The sequence below is a fragment of the Sandaracinus amylolyticus genome, from assembly GCF_021631985.1.
Taxonomy (GTDB): Bacteria; Myxococcota_A; Polyangia; order Polyangiales; family Sandaracinaceae; genus Sandaracinus; species Sandaracinus amylolyticus_A.
Genome location: NZ_CP070225.1, coordinates 562143 through 582786, shown reverse-complemented (window position 1 = coordinate 582786; position 20644 = coordinate 562143). Strand labels below are relative to the sequence as shown.

At 71.3% G+C, this 20644-nt stretch carries 14 protein-coding genes; all 14 read left to right on the top strand.

Annotated features, from left to right (window positions below; translation table 11 throughout):
* Positions 1–11 precede the first annotated feature (11 nt).
* The 14 genes from tssH to I5071_RS02285 all read left to right on the top strand — a co-directional run bounded on the left by tssH (position 12) and on the right by I5071_RS02285 (position 20643).
* On the top strand, positions 12–2654 hold the full coding sequence (gene tssH, locus I5071_RS02350; RefSeq protein WP_236520239.1) for a type VI secretion system ATPase TssH: 2643 nt from the start codon (positions 12–14) through the stop codon (positions 2652–2654).
* Between the two features lie 11 nt (positions 2655–2665).
* Positions 2666–3979 carry a type VI secretion system-associated FHA domain protein gene (locus tag I5071_RS02345; protein WP_236520238.1) on the top strand — a complete coding sequence of 438 codons (1314 nt, stop codon included), beginning with the start codon at positions 2666–2668 and terminating at the stop codon, positions 3977–3979.
* Positions 3980–3987: 8 nt separating this feature from the next.
* Positions 3988–4902: a hypothetical protein gene (locus I5071_RS02340; protein WP_236520237.1), complete on the top strand. Its 915-nt coding sequence runs from the start codon at positions 3988–3990 to the stop codon at positions 4900–4902.
* A gap of 146 nt (positions 4903–5048) precedes the next feature.
* Entirely contained in the window at positions 5049–6470 is a 1422-nt protein-coding gene (locus I5071_RS02335) for a hypothetical protein (RefSeq protein ID WP_236520236.1), read from the top strand.
* On the top strand, positions 6467–7003 hold the full coding sequence (gene tssJ / locus I5071_RS02330; protein WP_236520235.1) for a type VI secretion system lipoprotein TssJ: 537 nt from the start codon (positions 6467–6469) through the stop codon (positions 7001–7003). The genes I5071_RS02335 and tssJ overlap by 4 nt, the downstream gene beginning before the upstream one ends.
* On the top strand, positions 7000–8382 hold the full coding sequence (gene tssK, locus I5071_RS02325) for a type VI secretion system baseplate subunit TssK (RefSeq protein WP_236520234.1): 1383 nt from the start codon (positions 7000–7002) through the stop codon (positions 8380–8382). Before tssJ ends, tssK begins: the two co-directional genes overlap by 4 nt.
* A 28-nt stretch (positions 8383–8410) precedes the next feature.
* Positions 8411–9061: a DotU family type IV/VI secretion system protein gene (locus I5071_RS02320; RefSeq protein ID WP_236520233.1), complete on the top strand. Its 651-nt coding sequence runs from the start codon at positions 8411–8413 to the stop codon at positions 9059–9061.
* A gap of 54 nt (positions 9062–9115) precedes the next feature.
* The gene (gene tssM / locus I5071_RS02315; protein WP_236520232.1) at positions 9116–12769 is read left to right on the top strand and encodes a type VI secretion system membrane subunit TssM; all 3654 of its coding nucleotides are present in this window, start codon (positions 9116–9118) and stop codon (positions 12767–12769) included.
* A gap of 41 nt (positions 12770–12810) precedes the next feature.
* The gene (tagF, locus tag I5071_RS02310; RefSeq protein ID WP_236520231.1) at positions 12811–13719 is read left to right on the top strand and encodes a type VI secretion system-associated protein TagF; all 909 of its coding nucleotides are present in this window, start codon (positions 12811–12813) and stop codon (positions 13717–13719) included.
* The gene (gene tssA / locus I5071_RS02305) at positions 13716–15296 is read left to right on the top strand and encodes a type VI secretion system protein TssA (protein ID WP_236520230.1); all 1581 of its coding nucleotides are present in this window, start codon (positions 13716–13718) and stop codon (positions 15294–15296) included. Before tagF ends, tssA begins: the two co-directional genes overlap by 4 nt.
* A 113-nt stretch (positions 15297–15409) precedes the next feature.
* Positions 15410–15904 (top strand): type VI secretion system contractile sheath small subunit, encoded by a 495-nt coding sequence (gene tssB, locus I5071_RS02300; RefSeq protein WP_236520229.1) that lies wholly within the window; start codon positions 15410–15412, stop codon positions 15902–15904.
* Positions 15905–15929: 25 nt separating this feature from the next.
* A complete protein-coding gene (tssC, locus tag I5071_RS02295) occupies positions 15930–17414 on the top strand; it encodes a type VI secretion system contractile sheath large subunit (RefSeq protein ID WP_236520228.1) in 1485 nt (494 codons plus the stop codon).
* 28 nt (positions 17415–17442) lie between these two features.
* Complete coding sequence (locus tag I5071_RS02290; RefSeq protein WP_236520227.1) at positions 17443–17916, top strand: hypothetical protein; 474 nt, start codon at positions 17443–17445, stop codon at positions 17914–17916.
* A gap of 57 nt (positions 17917–17973) precedes the next feature.
* Positions 17974–20643 (top strand): type VI secretion system Vgr family protein, encoded by a 2670-nt coding sequence (locus I5071_RS02285; RefSeq protein ID WP_236520226.1) that lies wholly within the window; start codon positions 17974–17976, stop codon positions 20641–20643.
* Position 20644 lies beyond the last annotated feature (1 nt).

Here is a 20644-nt window from a genome sequence, read left to right as displayed (position 1 = left end):
ACAGAACGACCATGCGAGTGCACCCCCAGAAGGTCGTCGCGCGCCTGACGCCGACCGCGAAGCGATATCTCGAGCAGGCCGTGGGCAAGGCGGTCGAGGCGCAGCATCCGGAGATCACGCCGGAGCACGTGCTCCTCGCGATGAGCGCCGAGCCCGGCGGCGACACCGAGGTGCTCCTGCGCGCGCTCGATCGCGATCCGCGCAAGCTGCGCAGCGAGCTCGAGCAGTCGCTGCGCACCTTCCGCGCGGGCAGCGCGTCGAAGCCGCGCATCTCGGACTCGCTGGTGCGCTGGCTCGAGGACGCGTGGGTGCTCGCGTCGCTCGAGTGGGGCGAGACCGCGCTGCGCTCGGGCGCGCTGCTCGCGCAGATCGTGCTGGGCGGTGGACGCTATCTCTCCGAGACCGTGGTGACGCTGAGCAGCATCTCGGCCGATGCACTGCGCGCCTGCGCCGCCGACGCGCTCAGCATCACGCCGGAGTCGACCGAGGCGGTGCCGGCCCGCACCACCGAGCGGGCGACGGGCGACGCGCGGGTCGAGGGCGCACCGGGCCCGGGCAGCGCGCTCTCGCGCTTCACGAACAGCTTCACCGACGCGGCGCGCGCGGGTCGCATCGACCCGGTGTTCGGTCGCGAGCGCGAGATCCGTCAGGTCATCGACGTGCTCTGCCGTCGCCGCAAGAACAACCCGATCCTCGTGGGCGAGCCTGGCGTCGGAAAGACCGCGCTCGTCGAAGGGCTCGCGCGCGCGATCGTCGCGGGCGACGTGCCGGAGTCGCTGCGCGGCGTCGACCTGCGGGGGCTCGATCTGGGGTCGCTCGAGGCCGGCGCGAGCGTGAAGGGCGAGTTCGAAGCGCGCCTCAAGAGCGTCATCCAGGAGGTGCAGACCTCGACGACGCCGATCGTGCTCTTCATCGACGAGGCGCACACGCTGATCGGCGCGGGCAACCAGAAGGGCGGGGCCGACGCCGCGAACCTCCTCAAGCCGGCTCTCGCGCGCGGCGAGCTGCGCACGATCGCGGCGACGACCTGGGCCGAGTACAAGCAGTACTTCGAGAAGGACGCCGCGCTCGAGCGTCGCTTCCAGCCGATCAAGGTCGAAGAGCCGAGCGAGGACGTCGCGATCGGCATGCTGCGCGGGCTGCGCACGATCTACGAGGACGCGCACGACGTCATCATCCGCGACGAGGCGGTCGAGGCCGCGGTGCGGCTCGGACATCGCTACATCACAGGCCGTCAGCTCCCCGACAAGTCGGTCGATCTCCTCGACACCACCGCGGCACGAGTTCGCGTGGAGCGCAGCGCGCGCCCCGAGAAGATCGTCGCGCTCGACGCGGACATCGCGTCCACCACGCGCCGCAAGGAAGCGATCGCGCGGGACCTGGTCGATCATCACGACGCGCAGCGCGCGACCGAGCTCATCCAGCTGCAGCGTCGCATCTCGGAGCTCGATGGCGCGCGCTCGGAGCTGATGGTCCGCTGGGCCGCGCAGCGCGAGGCGCTCGAGCGCGCGCTCGGCGCGCGACGCGCGATGCACGAAGCAGCGCGCAAGATGGAGGAGGGCGACGGCGCGCTCGACGCGCTGGAGGCCGACGCGAAGCAGGCGCTCGATGCGCTCCGCGCGCTCTGCGCGACCGAGCCCCTCGTCGCGATCGACGTGGACGCCGCGGCTGTCGCGCGCACCGTGGAGCTCTGGACCGGGGTGCCGGTGGGCGCGATGCAGAGCGCGACGAGCCAGGCCGTGCTCTCGCTCGGCGAGCGTCTCCGCGGGCGCGTGCTCGGTCAGGACGCGGCGCTCGATCGGGTCGCCGAGTCGCTGCGCGTCGCGCAGGCCGGCTTGCGCAATCCCGACGCGCCGATGGGCGTGTTCCTCCTCGTCGGTCCGAGCGGCGTCGGCAAGACCGAGACCGCGTACGCGATCGCCGATCTGCTCTTCGGTGGCTCGCGCTTCCTGACGACGATCAACCTCAGCGAGTACCAGGAGCCGCACACCGCGACGCGCCTGATCGGATCGCCGCCGAGCTACGTCGGGTACGGCGAGGGCGGCGAGCTCAGCGAGGCAGTGCGCCAGCGGCCTTACTCGGTCGTGCTCCTCGACGAGTGCGAGAAGGCCGCGCTCGAGGTGATGAACACCTTCTACCAGGTGTTCGACAAGGGCGTGCTGAGCGATGCCGAGGGGCGCCAGATCGACTTCCGGAACACGTGCATCCTGCTCACGAGCAATCTCGCGTCGGATCGCGTCGTCGAGCTCTGCTCGCAGGGCAAGTCGATCGAAGAGGTCACCGAAGCGATCCGGCCCGCGCTCGCGCGCCACTTCAAGCCCGCGCTGCTCAACCGCATGACGGTCGTGCCCTACGCGCCGATCGGTGAGAGCACGATGGGGCGCATCGTCGACATCGAGCTCGGCCGCGTCGCGACCCGCGTCCGCGCTGCCCACGACGTGCACGTCTCGTTCGCCGACGCGGTGCGCGATCGTGTCGTCGCGCGCTGCACGGAGATCGAAGGCGGCGTCCGCTACGTGCGCCAGATGCTGGAGCGCGCCGTCCTCGTCCCGCTCGCCACCGAGCTGCTCGTCGCGCGCGGCGACGGCAAGGGTTTCACAAACGTCGACGTCGCGATCGCCGAGTCCGGCGACGTGTCGATCGCAACGCGCTGAGGAGCGACGTCATGGAGCTCCGCGTCGCCATCCACGACCCACGCACCGGCGTCGACGAAGAGGCGTTCTTCCGCACGTCGCCGATCCGCATCGGGCGCAACGCGCTCAACGATCTCCTCCTCGACGAGCCGAGCGTGTCGCAGTGGCACGCGCAGCTCGTGTTCGACGAGCAGCACGTCTGGTTCACCGACGTCGGCTCGTCGAACGGCAGCGTCGTCGACATGCAGCGGGTCGCCGCGCACCACGCGGTGCCGGTGCACGGAGAGACGCGCGTCGAGGTCGGCCCCGTGGTCCTGCGGGTGAGCCGCGCCACGGACGGGGAACGTCGCTCGCGCCGCGTCGCGATGGGCGACGCGATGCCCGACGATCTCCGCACCGCGATCTCGATGATCGACATCACGCGGATCAGCGGCGAGGACCACGCGACCGAGGCCGTCGGCAACGAGGCGCAGACGGCCCTCGCCAGCAGCGCGATGAGCCAGCTGCAGTACCTGCGCACGCTGCTCGCGGCGGTCGAGCCCGCGCGACGCGCGTACCTCGAGGTCATCGAGGACCAGATCGAGAGCCTGCCCTCCGCGTCGCGGCAGAAGATCATCCCGCAGCTCGCGCGCGAGTTCCCCGAGCTCTCACGCTCCCCCGAGTACGTCGAGATCGCGGCCCGCTACGGCATCGACAGCATGAGCGTGAAGGAGATCACGGCGCGCGAGTGGCTCGAGAAGCTCGCGGGTGTGCCGCTCACCGGGCCGCACGGCGAGGACGTCGACGACGCGCGCGTGCTCGCCCGCGTCGCGGCGCTGCTCCAGACGTTCGCGCAGTCGCTCTTCGAGCTGATGCGCTCGAAGGAGCACGTCGCGCGCGAGCTCGGCCTCGGAAGTGGCGACGGTGTGCCGCAGTCGGGCCAGGAGATCGTCGCGTATCTCTGCGACTTCCGCGTCGACGGAGAGGAGCGCGTCGCGGCGCTCACCCGTGTGTTCGCCGATCTCGCGATGCACCAGATCGCGATGGTGAGCGCGACGCGCGAAGGCGTGCGCTCGCTCATCGAGGAGATCTCGCCGCATGCCGTCAGCGCGCGCGCGAAGGGCGGCGGGCTGCTCGATCTGCTGCCGATGCGCGGCGCCGGGCTCTGGGATCTCTACACGCGCGTGCACGCCGATCTCGCGGAGGGGGATCGCTTCGCGCGCCACGTGTTCGGCGCGCGCTTCAGCCGCGCGTACCTCGCGATCACCGGCCGGCGCACGCAGCAGCGCGACGCGGCGCCCCCGCCCGCGCCGGTGCCGACGACGGTGCCCGAGCAGCAGTCGATCCCCGTCACGCGCATCCGCTGAGGCACGCGATGGGGCCGCGTCTCGCGATCACGATCCTCACGCTCGTCGCGCTCGCCGCGTGCGAGGCGCCGCTGCGTCCGCTCGCGAGCACGGTGTGCCACGAGACGCGGCGCGCTTCCTCGAGCGCGGGCGGGGAGTCGACCGAGGCATCGGAGCCGACCGACGCCGACTGGATCGCGCTGCTCACCGACGACGAGGAGGGCAGGCCCTCGTCGTGCGAAGAGCTGCTCGCGCGCACGCCTCCGCAGGAGCCGGTGTGCACCGGGGCGCGGCCGCGCGCGCTCGGGACGCTGCATCCGATCGCGCCCCGCATCGTCGCGCGCCTGCACCGCGAAGGAGAGGACGACGTCCTCTGGGTCGCGACGCACACCACGTCCGAGGGGCTGCACGTGGGGCCGCTCGCGCTCGTGCGCCGCACCACGCTGGGCCTCGAGGTGCAGGCGATCGGGCGCCACGCGGGCTCGGCGGATCACGCCGAGGCGCGGGTCCTGCGCACCGAGGACGCAGTCGTCGTGTCGATCGAGAGCGAGCTCGCGGGGGATCGCATCGCCGATCTGCTCGTCCGTTCCGGGGGCGCGCTCGTCCCGGCTGCGCTCGACGATCCCGACGTCGGATGCCAGGCCCCCGCGCGGATCGTCCTTCGGCGGCGTGACGAGCAACGCGCCGACGATGGATGGACGATCCGCACCGTGCGTACCGCAGTCCTCGACGAGGATGCGCGCTCGGTCGTGCTGCGCGAGCACCTCACGGTGCGCGAGCTCGACGCGGCGGATCCGGACGCGCCTCCGCGCGCGACCCACGATGCCGACGGCATCCGGCACCTCACGCCGAGCGGCGCGCGCCTCCGCGCCGACCGCGGTCCTCTCGCGCCCCCACCTCGCGAGGAGCCGGCCGCGCCGCGACATCGCCGGACGCGTCACTGAGTGCCCTGCCGGTCCCGGACGGTCGGGACCGACGGGCGAGCCGATTTTTTCGACGTCCTCGAGCACGCAACACCCGCGGCCGTCGCTCGATGAGCACCTCGGCGCGACGACGAGCGCGCGAGGACGGGCGAGCGGTGACGTTGCGGATGAGCTCGATGATCGTGGTGATCGGCAGCGCGTCGCTCGGTGCGATCGTGCTCGGCGCCGGCCTCGGCGTGCTGGTCGAGCCCTGGGTCCCCGCGTGGGACGCGGCGACGCCCGAGGTCGCGGCCGAGCCGGAGGGTGAGTTCGACGCGCGCGCCGATCTCGACGACGAGGCGCGGGACGCGCCGCGCGATATCCCCAATGCGCTCGTCGCGGCGGAGCTCGAGGCCGAGCGCTACGTCGCGGTCGGCAACACGCCGGGGCGCCGCGAGACCACGACCGCGGGCGTCGTCCCCGTGCCCGAGGCGCCGCGCGAAGAGGGGCTGCTCGGTGCGATCACCGACGCACGACTCGGCGGCGAGGACCGCGACGCGTTCTACCTCGCGGTCGACGCCAACCGGCGCGCCGAGTCCGGCACCGGCGGCGCGCGCTTCTCCGCGCTGCGGACCACGGCGGGGGTCGATCACCGCGCGTCGTTCGGCGTCGCACAGCTCACGATCCGCGATCACCTGTTCCACCTCTCGCGCCTCACCGACGCACAGCTCGCGGAGCTCGGCATCGGTCGCCTCGAGATCGGCCTCATGCAGCGCCGCGGAGATGCCGTCGGCGCGTGGTACGAGATCATCGTCGAGCGCCGTGCAGCGAGCGACGCCGCATCGCGCGCGGGCCTCGACGCCGCGCAGGTCCGCGATGCCCAGGCGCTCGCGGCGAGCGGGGATCGTCGCGGACTGATCGCGCGTCACGGGCGCCGCTTCGCGAGCTCCTCGGGCCTGCCCGCGGACGCGCTCGCCGAGCTCGCAGACACCCTCGTGCTGCGACGCCGCGAGGTGCGCGACGCGTTCCTCCGGCGCTACGAGCGCGACCACGGCACCGGCTTCGATCGCGCCTCGCGCGACGGCGCGCGCATGACGACGACCGCCCGCGCCGTCGCGCGCGAGCGTCCCGACGTGCAGCGCGTGCTCGAGCGCTTCGGCGGCGGCGACCCGGGCGCGATCTCGCTCGGGCACTACCTCGGCGTCGGCGACGTCGCCGAGAACTACTACGGCTGGTACGCGAGGGCCGCGACCGAGGCGGTGGGTCGCACGCGGTACGCACGCGTCCTCGAGATCGTCGATCCGATCAGCTCGCGCCTCCGCGAGCTCTCGAACTTCGAGCACGCGCTCGCCGCGGTGATCGGCGTGCGCGATCTCGCCGGCATCGAGCGCGCCCGCATGCTCGCGCGCATCGGTCGCTGCTTCCACGGCGCGCCCGGCCGCGCGCGCGACGCGTTCTTCTTCGCCGGGGATCCGCGCCGCCCGCGCGCGACGAGCGCCGCCGAGCTCGAAGCCGGCATCCAGGAGTACCGCCTCGGACGTCAGTGGTCCGACGAGCGTGTGCAGCGAGCGTTCGACGAGCTCGCCGCAGAAAGGGGACTGCTCCCGTGACTCGATCCGCGATCTTCGTCCTCACGGTGCTCGCGCTCGGTTGCGCGAGCACGCCCGAGCCGCGCCCGGAGTGCGGCGATCCGCCGCCGATCGCGCTCACGATCGAAGCGACGCCGCGCATGAACCCCGACGCCGAGGGCCACGCGCTGCCGACCGAGCTGCGGCTCTACCAGGTGCGCGACGCGAGCGCGCTCGAGATGTCGTCCTTCGAAGACGTCTGGCAGGACGCCGCCACGGTGCTCGGCGATGCGCTGGTCTCGGAGGAGACGCTCACCGTGTATCCCGACGCGCGCCTCACCCGCGAGCTGCGTCCTTCTCCGGACACGCAGGCGATCGTCGCGGTCGTGATCGTGAGACAGCCCGCAGGACGCACCTGGCGCGCGGTCGTGCCGATGACGCGCACCGAGCCCGCGGAGGAGAGCTGTCCGGCGCTCGAGCCGGGCCGTCTCCTCCTCCGCCTCGACGACTACCGCATCGAGGCGATCACGCCTCGCCGCAGCACGCAACGCACTACCACGGAGACCCGCGGATGAACCGCTCGACGCAGCTCAAGGTGCTCTGGACCGAGGGCCTTCTCATGGGCCCGCAGCACCTCCAACAGTCCGACCGCTATCACGAGTCGCTGGTCGCGCAGCGTCTCGATGCGCTCGAGCCGAACAACTGGGGCGTCGTGCGCTGCGAGCTCGACCGACACGCGCTCGGCGAGGGCACGGTGCGGCTCGATGCCTTCGTCGGCGTGATGCCCGACGGCGGCGTGCTCGCGATGGACGCCGATCATCCCGAGGCCCCGCCCTCGCGACCGGTCGAGGGCCTCGGGGCGGACCGAGCCACGCTCGACGTCTACCTCGCGCTCCCCCGCGAGCGCGAAGGCCAGGCCCAGGTCGGCGCCCGCGCCCGCTACACCGCCCACGCGCGACGCATCGCGGACGTCATCACGTCGGGCGGAGAGCCCGCCGAGGTCGAGCTCGCGCTGCGCAACGTCCGCTTCGTCTTCGGGCACGAGCCGCGCGAGGACCTCGAGACGATCAAGATCGCCGAGGTCCGCCGAGAGTCGCAGGGACGCTACGTGCTCGACGAGAGCTACGTGCCGCCCTCGCTGCAGATCGGCGCATCGCCCGTCCTCACCGCGTGGCTGGAGCGCCTCGTCGAGCGCATGCACACGCGGCGTCGCTCGCTCCTCGACGCGCGCCGCGAGCGCGACGCGCACACCGTCGAGGCCGACGCGACCGACGTCACCCGCTTCGTGCTGCTGCACGCGCTGAGCGCGGCCCTTCCCGCGCTCACCCACTTCGCGACCAGCGGAGATCGCGCGCCGCGCGAGCTCTACCTGCGCCTGCTCGATCTCGTCGGCGCGCTCTCTGCCTTCACCATCGACGCGTCGCTCGAGGTGCCCGAGTTCGACCCGCTCGATCTGCGCGCGACGTTCCGCCCGCTCTTCGATCGCCTCGAGCGCATCCTCGGCGACACGCACCGCGAGACCTGCCTCGTCATCGACCTCGAGGGCCGCGAGGACGGCATGCACTTCGGGCAGATCGACGACCGGATCACGCGCTGCGATCGCTTCCTGCTCGCAGTGCGCACCAGCGTGCCCGCGAAGGACGTCGCGACGCTGCTCCCGTCGATCGGCAAGGTCGCGTCCTGGCAGCAGGTCACGCAGGTCGTCAACGCCGCGATGCCCGGCGCGAAGCTCGAGATCGCGCATCGCCCTCCGCCCGAGGTGCCGGTCAAGGCGGGCGAGATCTACTTCACGATCGAGGCGCGCGGCTCGTACTGGTCGGAGATCGCGAAGGAGCGCGCCATCGCGGTGTTCCTCCCGCGTCCCTTCGAGGCACGTCACACGCGCGTCTCGCTCCTCGCACTTCCTCCGCGCGGCGCGCAGCCCGCGGCGTCCGACCACCACGCGCGTGCATGAGCACGCGCTCATACCTCGAGCCCGAACCATGAACGACATCCTCCCCATCCTCGAAGAGACGCTGCGCCTCGTGCGCTACGTCCGTCAGTGCCCGCCCGGCTCCGCGCTCGACGCCTCGCAGCTCCGCTCACTCTTCCGCGGTGCGCTCGGTCGCATGCGCAAGCTCGGCGAGCAACAGAGCATCGACTCGCGCGACCTCGACGAGATCGGCTTCGCGCTGGTCGCGCTGGTCGACGAGGTCGTGCTCGCGCGCGGCGGCTCGCTCGCCTACGAGTGGATGCGCGAGCAGCTCCAGCTCTCGCTCTTCGGCGAGAACACGGCCGGCGAGACCTTCTTCGTGAAGCTCGAAGCGCTCCGCCGAGACTCCACCCGCGCACGGGTGCTCTCGGTCTACTACCTCGCACTCACGCTCGGCTTCCGCGGGCGCTACGCGGTGCACGGCGAGCTCGCGCTCCAGGAGCTCACCGACTCGGTGCGCCTCGACCTCGAGCGCTTCGGGATCATCCGCGAGAGCGCTCTCTCGCCCAACGGCGCTCGCCCGCGCGACGCGATCACGCAGCGCGCGGAGGGCTGGATCGTGCTGGGCATCGGGGTCGCCGCGACGTTGCTCGCGTTCGTCTTCTACACGGGCGTCTTCGTCGACCTGACCTACCGCATCCACACGGTTGTCGGCGGCTGACACGCAACGCCCGCGACGACGGGCCGATGCGAGCGCCACGGAAGGACGACACCGATGCTCGCACTCGTCATCGCGGGGCTTCTCCTCGTGCTCGCCTGGATCGCGGCGTGGCTGCTGGAGCTCCCCCTGTGGATCCCGCTCCTGCTCACGGTCGTGACGCTGATCGGGATCGCGTTCGTGCTCGTGGTCCGGCGCATCCTCGCGCAGCGCAAGGCCGGGCAGATCGAACGCGCGCTGATGGCCCAGGCCGCGACCGCGCAGGACAGCATGCGCCCCGATCTCGCCGCCGAGATCGACAGCATGACCGCCGAGTTCCACAAGGCGGTCGCCGCGCTCAAGACCTCGAAGCTGAAGGGCGGCGGCGCCGGCGCGCTCTACGCGCTGCCCTGGTACGTGATCATCGGCCCGCCCGGCGCCGGCAAGAGCACCGCGCTGCGCAACTCGGGCCTGCCCTTCCCGTACGTGCCCAGCCAGTCGCGCGGCAGCATCAAGGGCATCGGCGGCACCCGCAACTGCGACTGGTGGCTCACCAACGACGCGGTGCTGCTCGACACCGCGGGCCGCTGGACGACGCAGGAGGACGATCAGGAGTGGTTCGCGTTCCTCGATCTCCTCAAGAGGCACCGCCCGCGCCAGCCGCTCAACGGGATCCTCGTCGCGGTCAGCGTCGACGATCTCGTCTCCACCGGCGACGAAGGACGCGTCGTGCTCGCAGCGCGGGTGCGCGAGCGCATCGACGAGGTGATGTCGCGGCTCGGCATCGCACTGCCGGTCTACGTGCTCGTCACGAAGTGCGATCTCGTGCCCGGGTTCGTCGAGACGTTCGCCGAGCTGCCGCGCTCGGAGCGCGGTCAGCTCTGGGGCTACACGCTCCCCTTCCGCGAGCTCGGGCTCGAGCTCGCGCCCACCGTCGACGCACGGTTCGCGGAGCTCGTGCAGAGCGCGCGGCAGCGCGTGATGGCGCGCATCGGGCACGAACGTCGCCTCGAGACGCGCGAGCTCATGGCGGGCTTCCCGAGCCAGCTCGCGACGCTCGGCGAGCCGCTCACGCACTTCCTCGTCGAGCTGTTCCAGCCGAACGTCTATCGCCAATCGCCGGTGCTGCGCGGCACGTACTTCACGAGCGGCACGCAAGAGGGCACGCCGATCGATCGCCTGCTCGGTCGTCTCGCGGAGGCAGCGAACCTGCCCTCGCACCTCGCGCTTCCCGAGCCGGTGCTCGAGCCGAAGAGCTACTTCCTCACCAAGGTCTTCTTCGACGTCCTCTTCCCCGACGCGAAGCTCGTGGCGCCGACCGAGCGCAGCGCACGGCGTCGTCAGATCGTGCAGGTCGCGGCCGGGCTCGCGCTCTGCGCGATGGGCGGGCTCGTGCTCGTGGGCAGCGCTGTCTCGTGGCGCCTCAACCGCGAGATGGTGCGCGACACGGCGCAGCTCCTGCGCACCGTCGGCGAGGGGACGAAGGAGGGCGAAGAGCGTCCTGGACCGCTGGCGCCGAGCACCCTCGAGGCGTTGCGCGGACGCGCCGACGAGCTGCGCTCGTACGAGGCCGAGGGCGCGCCGTGGCTGATGCGGCTCGGGCTCTACAGCGGCGGGCCGCTGGTGCAGCCCACGACCCAGGCGTACGCGCGCGCGATGCGCGAGGGTGTCGTCGCGCCGCTCGTACGGCGCGAGGCGACCGCGATCGACACGTGGGGCCGACGTTTCGAGCAGGAGCTCGACGCGCAGCCGAGCCCCGAGGAGCACCAGCGCTTCTACGGCGCGCTCGAGCGTCACCTCCGCCTCACGATGCCGCGCGCCGCCGACGAGCCGGCGATGAGCGACACCGATCGTGATCGCCTCGTCGAGGCGCTCGCCTCGCTGTGGGCCGAGTCGAGCTCCGAGGCGCGCGACGCGGATCGCACGATGCTCGCGCGGCACGCGCGGTTCTATCTCGAGCTCGCGTCGGAGAGCCCCGCGCTCTACGTCACGCGCGACGACGACGCGGTGCGCCGCGCGCGCCTCGCGCTCTCGCGTCTGCCCGCGAGCCAGGTCGCGCTCGCCGAGCTCGTGCGCGAGACCGAGGGCCGCGGCTACGACCTCACGCTGCAGCGCTTGATCGGCGCGACCGGCGCCGCGCTCAGCGCGCGCGCCCACGTGCGCGGCGCGTTCACGCGGCGCGCATGGGACGAGCACATCCGCCAGCGCATCGACGACGCGGGCGCGCGGCGCGCCGGCGCGGCGTGGGTGCTCGGTCCGATCCGCGGTGATGCCGACGAGCGCAGCCGTGCGATGCGCGACGAGCTCCGCGCCCAGTACTTCGAGGCGTACGTGCACGAGTGGCAGCAGTTCGTGCGCGGCCTGCGCACGAAGACCGCGCACGACGAGACCGAGGCGCTCGCGCTGCTCGAGGACCTCACGCGTGGCAGCCCCGCGCCGCTCGGGCGCCTGATCATCGCGATCGATCACAACCTGCAGCTCGTCGAGCCCGAGCCGCCGCCCGCCGCGAACGGTGCGGCGCAGGGCCTGCTCGCATCGCTCGAGCAGACGGTGCGCGGTCGTGTCGGCAACCAGGCGGTCGACACCGCGCGCGAGACGCTCACCGACGCGTCGCCCACCCCGCCCGCGGCGCGCCTCACCGGCGAGTCGGTGCGCAACGCGTTCGAGGGGCTCGTGCAGTTCGGCGTCGCGGAGCCGGTCGAGGGCGGCACGCCGCCGCCGGTCGGGCTCGACGTCTATCAAGAGCAGCTCGTGTTCCTCCGCGACGCGCTCGCGACGCATCGCGACGATCCCTCGACCGGCGCGCAGCTCGTCTCGCGTCTCCAGACCGCGCGCACCCGCGTGCAGGCGCTGATCAGCGAGCAGCCGGTCGGATGGCGTCCCTTCTTCGAGCAGCTGCTCTGGCCTCCGATCGACGGTGCCGCGACCACGTCGAGCGAGTCGATGGCGGGCTCGACCGCGCGCGCGTGGTGCTCGTCGGTCGCGGTGCCCTTCTTCTCGACGCTCGCCGGTCGCTATCCGTTCGCGGCGGAGGGCCACGACACCGCGATCGCCGACTTCGCCGCGTTCTATCGTCCGGCGAGCGGCACCGTGTGGTCGTTCTACGAGCAGTCGCTCACGTCGCAGGTCGAGCGCGACGGCGCGCGCTACGTGTTCGCGACGCGCCTCGGTCGCGACGCGGGCAGCGTGTATCGCAGCACGCTGCCGCTCTTCCTCGAGCGCAGCCAGACCATCACCAGCGCGTTCTTCCCGCCCGGCGCGACGGATCCGCGCGTCGAGATGGACGTGCGCGTGCACCCCGTGCCCGGCGCGGCGTCGGTCCGCTTCGCATCGGGCGGGACGCTCATCGACTACCGCAACGGGCCCGAGAGCTGGACGCGCGTGGTGTGGCCCGGCGAGCGGCCCGATGCGGGCGCGTCGATCGAGGTGCTCGGCGCCAACGGCCTCCAGGAGCGCGTGCGGCAGGAGGGCGAGTGGGGCCTCTTCCGCCTGATGGAGCGCGCCGCGCGCATCGGCGGCGGCGGGCCCGGCGCGCGCACGTTCACCGTCACCTGGCACCTGCCCGGTCACGACCTCGACGTGACGATCGACGTGCGCCTGGTGCGCGCGGAGAACCCGTTCTTCGCGCCCGACGATCGCCACGGCCGGGTGCTCGGCCCGATGCGCGCCGTCGGTGTCCAGGCTCCGCGCGTGATCACCGCGCGCGACGGCGAGTGCACCGTCGGCGGCTGAGCGCCGATGACCACGACTGACGATCACGGAGAGCACGGGCCATGAGCTGGACGGTCTTCGGCAAGACACCGCGCGAGGGCGACTTCGTGCGCCACGATCTGCGCGATCCCCTCGCGATGGAGTGTTTTCGGTGGGTGGCCGACTCCGTCGCTCGACTGCCCACCTGGGTGCGCGCGATTCCGACGCAGGGAATGCGATTCGTGTTCTCGGGGAGCGCGAATGATCGCGCGCTCGTGGGCACGATGATCCGCAGTCAGGATCGCGTCGGCCGGGAGTTCCCGCTGGTCGCGCTGCGCGTGGTCCCCGCGTCCGACGTCGTGCGCGTGTTCCCCGCGATCCCGCTCGCGTGGTCCAACGCGCTCGGAGGCGCACGGCGCGCGCTCGAGCTCGGTGCGACGCAGTCGTTGGTCGACGTCGTGCGCACGCTCGCGGAGATCGCGATCCCGTCCGGAGCCGACACCCGCGATGCCTATGCGCGCGCGGCGCAGGCGCTGCAGCTCGCGGCGACCAACGACTTCCACGATCGGGTCTTCGGCGAGGGCGATGCCGCGCCCCACTACGCCTATCACACGGTGCGCGTCGCCGCGGCGCAGGTCGGTCGCGCGCAGGGCCCTGCACTGGTGTGCCCGGTGACGGTCGCGACCGACGCGATGGCGTGGCTCGAGCTCGCGCGCCGCCTCCTGCCGACGCTCGATCGCCCGCTCTCGTGCTTGTGGACGAGCGGCGCCGACGCGCGGCTCGTCGTCTGTCTCGCCGACCCGCCCGCTTCGGCGCTGCACGCGGTGGTCGGATGCGCGGTCGATTCCGCTCGCATCTGGCCGCTCTCGACGACCAGCCAGGCCGCGCGCGCGAAGGCGCGCACCGTGATCGAGCCGCTGCTCCCGCCGCCGAGCGCACCGCTCGTCGCCGTGATCGATGCGCTGACCCAGACCCAGAGGAGCCCCGCATGAGCCTCGAGTCCTTGACGCCGACCCTCGAGCCGTGGGTGCGCCCGATCGCGGGCGCTGCGCCCGCAGGTCCCGATCCCCGCGCGTTGCCGGCGTACCAGAGCCTGCGCGAAGAGATCGCGAAGCTCGAGTCGCCTGCTGCCGGGCCGTGCCGCTGGGACGTGGTCGAGCGCGAAGCGACGAGCGTCCTCGCCGCATCGAAGGATCTCTCGACCGCGGCGTACCTCGCGGGCGCGCTGGCGCAGCGTCGCGGTGTCGGTGGGCTCGCGCTCGGCACCGCGCTGCTCGCGTCGCTGCTCGAGCGCTACGACGCGTTCCATCCCGCGCGCCCGCGAGCCCGCGCGAACGCCCTCGTGTGGTTCCTCGATCGCGCGGAGCAACAGGCCGGCGCGCTGCAGGTCGGCGCGGGCGATCGCGCCCACCTCGTCGCGATGGAGAGCGCGCTCTCCGCGCTGCGACAGCATGCGGCGGAGCGCCTCGGCGACGATGCACCGGGTACGCATCGGCTCGCGGAGGCCTTGCAGCGACTGACGATGTCGCTGCCCCCCGAAGCGCCGGCGCCGCCTCCGGTGGTCGCGCCTCCTGCCGCGGTCCAGGCCGCCGCCGCGCCGCCGAGCGTGACCCCCGTGGCGCCGCCGCCCGCGCCTGTGATCATGCCCTCGCCCGCGCCGAGCGCGGCCGAAGAACCGAGCAAGATCCCGCAGTTCCTCGTGCAGGTCGGCAGCTCGCTCGTGTCGACCGCGAAGAGCGTCCGCGCTGCGAGCCCGAGCGATCTCTCCGCGCTGCGTCTCTTCTTCGCGGGGCTCCACCTCCCGATCGCGCAGGTCCCCGCGATCACCAAGGAGCGCCGCACCGCGATGCCCGCACCGCCGGCCGCGCTGCGCCAGGAGGTCGAGCGCGCATCGCACGACGTTGATCCGCTGCGCACGATCGACCTCTGCCTGCGCGCCCTCGAGAAGCATCGCTTCTGGATCGACGCGCACCTGACGATCCAGCGCGCGCTCGTCGCACGCGGCGCCCGTGATGTCGCGGAGCTGCACGCGCACGAGCTCCGCGCCCTCGTCGCGCGGTTGCCCGGTCTGCTCGAGGCCGAGTTCGCCGATGGCACTCCCTTCGTCGCGCCCGCGACCCGCGAGTGGCTCGACTCGCTCGCGACCGGCGACGTGGGGCTTCGCTCCGACGATCGCGCCGAGAGCCCGATCGACCTCGCGCTGCGCGAGGCGAAGGAGACCTTGCGCGCCGGCCGCACCAGCGACGCGCTCGGTCGCGCGCAGCAGGCCGTGCGTCTCGCGACCACCGCCCGCGAGCGCTTCGTCGCGCGCCTCGAGCTCGCTGCGCTCGCCCTCGAAGCGAAGGCACCCGCAGTCGCGCTCGCGCTCTCGGCCGAGCTCCATCGCGAAGCGATCGCGCGCGATCTCGCGGAGTGGGACGCGCCGCTCGCCGCGCGTGCCTGCGCGCTCTACCTGCGCGCGTGCGCCGCGGGCTCCGAGAAGGGCCCCCTCCCCTTCGTCCCCGCCGACGTGCACGCACGGCTCTGTCTGCTCGACCCTGCGACCGCCGCGTCGCTGCCGCGCGGCTGATTTTTCGGCGCGCCACGCAACGCGCGCCGCGAGCCCCCGATGAAGAGCCCGTCAGCGCGAGGTGCTTCGCCTCGCCGCCCGCATCCGTTCGCCCGAACAAGGAGCCCACCACGATGTCGAAGGATCAGAGCGTCGCGCCGAAGGAGCGCATCAACATCACCTACAAGTCGGCCACCGGCGACGTCGCGGAGGACGTCGAGCTGCCCTTCCGCACGCTCGTGCTCGGCGACTTCACCGGCCGCCCCGACGACTCGCTCATCGAGGAGCGCAAGCCGGTCGCGATCGACAAGGACAACTTCAACGACGTCCTCCGCGAGCAGGACGTGAAGCTCGACCTCAACGTCCCCGATCACCTCTCGGGCCGCGAGGGCCAGGAGCTCCCGGTCCAGATCGCGATCCGCTCGATGAAGGACTTCGAGCCCGAGCAGATCGCGGAGCAGGTCCCCGCGATGAAGCAGCTCCTCGAGCTGCGCGCTGCGCTCACCGCGCTGAAGGGCCCGATGAGCAACGCGCCTGCGTTCCGCAAGCGCCTCGCCGCGAGCATCGCCGACCCGGATGCGCGCGCGAAGCTGCTCGCCGAGCTCGGCCTCGAGAACAAGGGCGAGTGAGCCCTCCCATCGATCAGGAGACGCCATGTCCACGCAGCTGAGCCCCCAGCCCCAGACCGCCGCCGCCGAAGCACGCGAGCTCTCCGTCCTCGACGAGATCCTCGCCGAGACGAAGATCGCGCCCACCGACGACGGCTACGACATCGCGAAGAAGGGCGTCGAGGCGTTCCTCGCGCACTTCCTCACGCAGCCGAGCGCCGGCGACAAGGTCGACAAGGTCGCCGTCGACATGATGATCGCCGAGATCGATCGGAAGCTCTCGGCGCAGCTCAACGCCATCCTCCACCAGGATCGATTCCAGTCGATCGAGCGCAGCTGGCGCAGCCTCAAGTACCTCGTCGACAACACCGATTTCCGCGCGAATTGCCGCGTCGACATCCTCTCGTGCACCAAGGACGAGCTCGCGACGGATTTCGAGGACGCGCCGGAGATCACGAAGTCGGGCCTCTACCGTCATGCGTACTCGGCGGAGTACGGCACGTTCGGCGGCAAGCCCTACGGCACGATGGTCTCGAGCTTCGACTTCGGTCCCGGCCCGCAGGACGTGCAGCTCCTGCGCAACTGCGCGGCGGTCGGCGCGATGTCGCACGCGCCCTTCCTCGCCAACGCGAGCCCGAAGTTCTTCGGCGTCGAGACCTACACCGAGCTCCCGGCGCTCAAGGACCTTCAGAGCATCTTCGAGGGCCCGCAGTACGCGAAGTGGCGCGGGTTCCGCGAGACCGAGGACGCGCGCTACGTCGGCCTCTGCGTCCCGCGCATGCTGATGCGCCTGCCCTACGGCCCCGAGAGCAATCCGGTGAAGGCCTTCCACTTCGAGGAAGACGTCATCGGCGAGCACGAGCGATATCTCTGGGGCCCGACGAGCTTCGCGCTCGCAGCGCGCCTGTCGGACTCCTTCGCTCGCTACAAGTGGGCGGCGAACTGCATCGGTCCGAAGGGCGGTGGTGCGGTGGAGAACATGCATCTCCACCAGTTCGAGGCGATGGGCGCGATCGAGACGAAGATCCCGACCGAGATCCAGCTCACCGACCGTCGCGAGTACGAGCTCGCGGAGCAGGGCTTCATCGGCCTCGTCTGGCGCAAGGAGTCCGACAACGCCGCGTTCTTCAGCGCGAACTCGGTGCAGAAGCCGAAGGTCTTCCCGAACACCCCCGAGGGCAAGGCCGCGGAGACCAACTTCCGCCTCGGCATGATGCTCCCGTACATGTTCATGATCACGCGCGTCGCGCACTACATCAAAGTGCTCCAGCGCGAGCAGATCGGAACGTTCAAGTCGCGCGAGGACATGGAGAAGGGCCTCAACAAGTGGCTCTCCCAGTACGCGGTGGACATGGAGTCGCCCGCGCCCGAGGTCCGCGCGCGACGCCCGTTCCGCAAGGCGCAGATCGTGGTAAAGGACGTCGACGGACAGCCGGGCTGGTACTCGTGCCAGATCCTGCTCCAGCCGCACTTCAAGTACGCCGGCGCCGACTTCACGCTCTCGCTGGTCGGCCGTCTCGACAAGAAGTGAGTCGCGAGTCGCGCGCTCGGGGCCCCACGTGATCGGGATCGATCCGTGGGGCCTCGTCGCGTGTTGCCTGAGGTGGACGATGGCGCTGCTCACGATCGTGATCGCGATCCTGCTGCTCGTGTGTCTGGCGTTCGTGCTCGCGGCGCGACGACGCCGTCCGGCCGAGCCCGTCGACGTACCCACGGCTGCTCCGCCCGAGATCGTCGCGCCGCCGGAGGTCGTCGAGCACGCCCCCGAGCCCGACCCGGTGTGGCTCGCGGCGCTCGACATGGCTCGCACCGCGCACCTCGTCGCGCAGCACCTCGGCTTCGAAGCGATCCCCGATCGCGACGAGCCCTCTGTGCGCAAGCTGCGGATCGCGCTGCGCAACGAGCTCGAGCGCCGCGCCGCCGAGCGCCTCGCGGCCGCGGTCGATCTTCCCTGCGTGCGCCGGGTCGAGATCACCCCCGACGCGCGGCACGCGATCGCGCTCGTCGACACCGCCGCGCCGCCGCCGTTCTGATCACGCAACGCTCAGCACGACGTGCCGATGAGCACCTCGCACCGACGAGGAGCGCACATGGCCGACGACCGAGAGCACACGCCCGCCCCCGAGCACGCCGAGGAGACCGAGGACGAGGTCCGCGAAGGTCTCGAGACCGCCCAGGAGGTCATCGAAGGCGTCTCGCGCGGCGCCGAGATGGCGCAGCAGATGGCCGAGGGCGGCGGCGGGACCGGCGAGATCGACGCCATGGGCGCGCTGCAGGGCACTGGCGCGGCGCTCGGCGTCGCGGATCAAGTCGCCGGGCTCGCGGGCGCCGATCCCGCGGTGCGCACGGTGCTCGCCGTGGGGCAGCAGGCGGCCGGGATCGCGGCTGCCGCCTACGAGGCGGGCGAAGCCCTCGTCGAGGCAGGTGAAGCGATCATCGAGGCGATCACCGGCGAGGCCGAGCAGCATCGCGTCGACTACGAGTTCGAGTGCGAGGCCCAGTCGGACGCGGGCTGGCGAATTCGAGAGATCGAGATCGACGAAGAGCTGAATCGTCCGTACCGAGCGCGCCTGTTGCTCGTCACCGACGACGTCGATGCGCTCCCGAACGATCTCCTGGGGCAGGACTGCCGCATCCGGATCAAGCGCGGAGAGGACACCAGCCGCTCGGTGCACGGGTTGATCTCGCGCGTCGAGCATGGTCAGCGCAGCGAGCGTCACCTCACGACGACCGTCGAGGTCGTTCCCGCGCTCGACGTGCTGCGACACGTGCGCGACAGCCGGATTTTCCAGAACCTCACCTCGCTCGAGGTGATCGACGCGCTCGTGGGGGTCTCGCTGCAGCAGTACGGCCGCGAGCTCCGCATCGACGCCACCGCGAAGTATCTGAAGCGCGAGTACTGCGTCCAATACCAGGAGAGCGTCCTCGACTTCTTCCATCGCCTCTGCGAGGACGAGGGGCTCACCTATTTCTTCGAGCAGAGCGGAGAGCACGAGACGCTCGTCATCGTCGACGACAACGCGAGCTACGCGCCCTGCTATCTGCTCACCACCGCGGCCGACGTGCCGTTCGTGGCCCACCGCGGCGGTGACATCGCACGCGCCGAGCCCGTGTATGCGCTCACCGCAGCCGATCAGCTGGGCCCGACGAGCCTCACCCTCGCCGACTTCGACTGGACCGCCGACACCCTCCCGTTTTCCGGTGACCAGCGGAGCCGCGACGCGCGAGATCGCGATCGCGAGCAGTACGAGCACGGCGGCACGGTCAGCGCCGACTACGACGAGAGTGGTCGTCGCTACACGACGCACGATCTGAAGTACCGAATCGAGCGTGGCAGAGAGCGACAGGCGCTCACGACGTTCGAGTACCGCGGGGACGGCGCAGTCACCGGCTTCACGGTGGGCACGGTGTTCACGCTGTCGGGACATCCCGAGCCGGCGCTCGACGGCGAGTACCTGCTCATCGCCGTGCGCCATCGCGGGCGCGACATGCACGCGGGCGATGCTGCGCAGGACGGCGATGGCGAGAACGAGCTCGAGTACGCGAACGAGTTCGTCTGCATCCCGTCGTCGGTCCCGCATCGCCCGTCGCAGCGCACGTCGAAGCCGCGCGTTCACGGCATCCAGACGGCGCTCGTCGTGGGCCCGTCGAACGAAGAGATCTGGACCGACGTGCACGGCCGCATCCGCGTCCAGTTCCACTGGGATCGCGTGGGGAGGAACGATCAGGACAGCACCTGCTGGGTGCGCGTGATGCAGAGCTGGGCGGGCGCGGGCTTCGGCACGATGTTCATCCCGCGCATCGGCATGGAGGTCGTGGTCACGTTCCTCGACGGCGATCCCGACCGCCCGCTCGTGACCGGCTGCGTCTACAACGCGAACAACGTCCCGCCGATCACCCTGCCCGACGACAAGACCCAGAGCGTCGTCCGCACCAAGAGCTCGATGAACAGCGACGGCTTCAACGAGCTGCGCTTCGAGGACAAGGCGGGCAGCGAGCGAGTCTATCTGCACGCCCAGAAAGACCTCGCGGAGGAGGTCGAGCACGACCACTCGACCCACGTGAAGCGCAACCAGTCGAACACGGTGGACGCGACGCAGCGCGAGACGATTGGCCAGGACCAGCACCTCCACGTGAAAGGCGACCGATACAAGACGGTTGACAAGGACGAGGATGTTCACGTGATCGGCAATCGCAACACGCGCGTCGACGTGGATGCGACCGATCACATCCGCGAGAATCAGACGACGAAGATCGGCGGGCGCGAGCACAAGGAGGTCAAGCACGAGCGCAACCTCCTGGTTAACGGCCCAGTCACCGAACAACTGATCGGTGGCCGGAACTGCCTCATCTCGAAGCACGATGTGCTGCACGTCAAACAGAACCGCAGCGTCACGGTCGATAAGCAGCTCAACATCTCCGCGACCGAGCACTTCAAGGTCCAGCGCGGCGATACCCAGCTCTATCTGAAGGACGTCGGTTACCTCAGCGCGCCGGGCAAGGTGCAGATCGTGAGCACTGGCAACAAGGTGGAGATCGGCGCAGCCACCGAGCTCAAGATCGTCTGTGGCGCCGCGAGCATCACGCTCAAGTCGAATGGCGAAGTCACCATCTCCGGTCCGAACAAGGTCACCGTGGGATCGGGAGGCTCCAACTCGGTCGAGACCGCGCCGACCGGCGTCACGGTGAAAGGCGCGCGCATCGAGTCGAACGCAACCGGAACCCACACGATCGCGGGAGCGCTCGTGCGCATCAACTGAG